Annotated in this window: 1 protein-coding gene and 1 pseudogene; both read left to right on the forward strand. The window is 70.2% G+C overall.

Going from position 1 to position 2274, the window contains the following annotated elements:
- Positions 1 to 1687 (forward strand): annotated as a pseudogene (locus tag ACIHCQ_RS23640) (hypothetical protein); the annotation flags it as partial.
- A 96-nt stretch (positions 1688 to 1783) separates the two neighbouring features.
- The gene (locus ACIHCQ_RS23645; protein ID WP_399665617.1) at positions 1784 to 2272 is read left to right on the forward strand and encodes a YbaB/EbfC family nucleoid-associated protein; all 489 of its coding nucleotides are present in this window, start codon (positions 1784 to 1786) and stop codon (positions 2270 to 2272) included.
- The last annotated feature ends 2 nt before the right edge of the window (positions 2273 to 2274 follow it).

The raw sequence follows: 2274 nt of genomic DNA on the forward strand, positions 1-2274 counted from the left end.
GGACGAGGCGAAGGCCCAGAACGAGGCGGACCGGGCCGAGGCCAAGAAGGGCCAGGAGGACGCGAAGACCGAGGCGGCAGCGCAGCAGGCGGTCGCCCTCGCCCTGGCGGAAAAGCAGCGAGCGGAGGCCAAGAAGGATCAGGAGGAGGCCAAGAAGGAGGCGGACGCGGAGAAGGCCGAGGCGAAGGCCGAAGCCAAGAAGGAGAAGGACGAGGCCAAGGCCGAGCAGGCGGAGGCCAAGGCCGAGGCGGAGAAGGAGAAGGACGAGGCGAAGGCCCAGAACGAGAAGGACCGGGCCGAGGCCAAGAAGGGCCAGGAAGAGGCGAAGGCCGAGGCGAAGGCGGAGAAGGACGCCGCGAAGCAGGAACAGACCGAGGCCAAGGCCGAAGCGGAGAAGGAGAAGGACGAGGCGAAGGCCCAGAACGAGAAGGACCGGGCCGAGGCCAAGAAGGGCCAGGAGGAGGCGAAGGCCGAGGCGACGGCGGAGAAGGCCGCCGCGAAGCAGGAACAGGCGGAGGCCAGGGCCGAAGCCGAGCAGGAAAAAGCCGCCGGGAAGCAGGAGCAGGCCGCCGCGAGGGGCGAGGCGGAGAACGTCCAGGAGCAGGCCCGGCAAGAGGCTGTACGGGAAAAGCAGCAGGCCAGGTTGGAGGCCGAGCAGGCCAAGACCGAAGCACAGACTGAGTATGAGCAGCAGAAGGCCGAGGCGCGGGCGGAGCGCGAAGCCACTGAGCAGGAAGCCGATCGCCAGGAGGCGGCGGCGAAGCAGGAGTACGAGCAGGAGAAGGCCGAGGCGCAGCAGCAGCGCGACGAGGCAAAGCAGCAGGCCGAGCAGGAGCGGACGGAAGCACGGCAGGACTACGACCGTGAGGTAGCCGGCGGCGCCGACGAGCGGACAGCCCGCGAGGAGTACGACCGCCGGATCGCCGAGATCGACGCCGCCGAACGGGAAGCCGTGCAGCAGGCCAACGGCGCCGAGGCGGAGGCCAGAAGCGAGTACGAGGAGCAGAAGGCCGCCGCCCAGGACGAACGGCAGCAGGCGCGCACGGACGCGGAGCAGGCGCGGCGGGACGCCAGAGCCGAGTACGACCGGACCATGGGGGACATCCAGGCCGAGTACGACCGGATCGGGGCCGGCGAGAAGGACATCGACGAGCTGATCCGCCAGCGCATCGCGGATCTCCCGGTGCCCCCTGACCTCTCGTCGTACGGCGCCGGCTCGGCGTACTCCTCCGCGTTCCGCGACAACCTCTACAACCAGGACGATCTGTCATCCGCGCTGGGGCGCCCCCAGGGAAGCGATGCCATGGCCTCCGCCTCTGACGGTTCCAATGGGGCAGCGGGTTCGCCGGGGATGGCCCCGCCGATGATGCGGGGCGCCGGTGGCGGCGGCGAGTCCGGGTCCTCCGGCGAGCGGACCCGTAATGTCATCGAGCCTGGTGTCGGCCGCTCCGCCAGAGCGGGCAACGCCACGCCGACCGTCGAGGGCGAGGAACACCGCGTGGCCCCGAGGGGCACGCAGACCAGCAGCCAGCAGCCCTTCATGCCGCCGATGGGAGGCATGCCCGGAGGCGGAGGGGGAGGGCAGCAGACGGAGAGCGGCGACCGGGAGCGGACCACATGGGTGGCGGAGGACGAGGACGTCTGGGGCACTGATGAGGGCGGCGCTCCCCAGGCACTGGGGAGATGACAGGATGGCGGCCCGTCATATGTGACGGGTGGGCCGCAATACCGCGTGTCGGTTGTACACATGTTGCCCAGTGAGGAGACCGCGTTGAGTCAGTCGATGGAAGACCGTGTGGCCGCGGCGAGGGCCCATCTCAAGGCGACGGAAGAGGCGGTGGCCAAGGCGGAGGGCGAGCTGAACACGGCGTCGGTCACCGCGCGCTCGGCGGACAGATCGGTCCGGGTGGCCGTCGGGCCGAAGGGTGAACTGACGAGTCTGGAGTTCCTCGACGGCAAGTACCGGTCCATGGCCGCCTCACAGCTGTCCGCCTCGGTGCTGGAAGCCGCGAACACGGCTCGCGCCGAGATGGCACGCCGGGTCGTCGACCTGCTGGACCCCCTCACCAGGATGACCGCGCGCGGCATGGCCCCGGAGCGTATGGGCGTCGACTGGGGCTCGGTCTTCGGGTCGTTGCTCAGCGAAACCTCTGTGGACGAGGGGCCGACGGCGATGAGCCGGCTTCGTGACGAGATTCACGAGGACGAGGCGGAGCCCACAGGCCCGCCCGGCGGTCGTGGCGCGAAGAACGTGCGGCAGGGGGGCGAGTAGCG

It is taken from the genome of Streptomyces sp. NPDC052236 (assembly GCF_044548015.1).
Classification (GTDB): Bacteria; Actinomycetota; Actinomycetes; order Streptomycetales; family Streptomycetaceae; genus Streptomyces.